We start from the raw sequence: 985 nt of genomic DNA, 5'->3' as shown, positions 1-985 counted from the left end.
ACGCGTGATCAGTAGAAACAAGGTAGTTTTTTACTTCAGCTCTATGTTGACAAAATGACCACCGTCAACATCCACAGCACTCTGCTGTTCCTGCCGATATTCTTCCCTCATAGACTCAGGCATTCCTTCCGTAGAAGGCCCTCTTTTCAAACCGTATTTAAAGCGACGATAAATGCATTTGAAGAAAAGACGATCAAGAATCCACAATATCAGGTGCAATATCCCAATAATGTTAGCTGCAACAACGAGTGGGTCACTTGAACCGCTGCAGTTGCACTCCCATCCGATTCTGGTAGGCCTGCAAATTTTCAATAAGATCATCCTTAAGACCTGTACTGGAGTTAGGGTGAGTCCCGACTGTCCTCATAGCCTGCACCATTTGCCTAGCCTGGCTTGCGACTTCCATGGCTTCCGCTGCCTGTTCACTTGATCCAGCCATCTGCTCCATAGCCTTAGCCGTAGTACTGGCTAGTACCATTCTATTCTCATGCCTAATTAGTGGGTTGGTAGTAGTTGCCATCTGCCTGTGGGACCGATGTTGTGCGTCGGCAATCTGCTCACAAGTGGCACATACTAATCCAAGAGCCCCTTCTGCAGTTACTGTCCCCATCCTGTTGTATATGAGACCCATGCAGCTGGCAAGCGCACCAGTTGAGTAACTGAGTGCAACTTCCTTTGCTCCATGAAATGTCATTTCCCTCTTCAGTTTCTTGTATAATTTAACTGCCTTGTCCATGTTGTTTGGGTCCCCATTCCCATTTAGGGCGTTTTGGACAAACCGTCTACGCTGCAGTCCTCGCTCACTGGGCACGGTGAGCGTGAACACAAACCCTAAAATCCCCTTAGTCAGAGGTGACAGGATTGGTCTTGTCTTTATCCACTCCATGAGAGCCTCGAGATCTGCGTTCTTCCCTGCAAAAACATCCTCAAGTCTCTGCGCGATCTCGGCTTTGAGGGGGCCTGATGGAATGATAGAGAGAACGTA

1 protein-coding gene is annotated in these 985 nt (G+C 48.1%); it reads right to left on the bottom strand.

The window, feature by feature from the left end:
• Positions 1-253: 253 nt before the first annotated feature.
• A partial coding sequence (locus tag IE155_RS18185; protein ID WP_188665862.1) for a matrix protein 1 occupies positions 254-985 on the bottom strand: 732 nt, incomplete at its 5' end.

Origin of the sequence: Thalassotalea profundi (genome assembly GCF_014653195.1) — a bacterium.
In the GTDB taxonomy this organism is placed as follows: Bacteria; Pseudomonadota; Gammaproteobacteria; order Enterobacterales; family Alteromonadaceae; genus Thalassotalea_B; species Thalassotalea_B profundi.
Note: the sequence above shows the minus strand (reverse complement) of the source record. Positions and strands in the feature narration are given on the sequence as shown.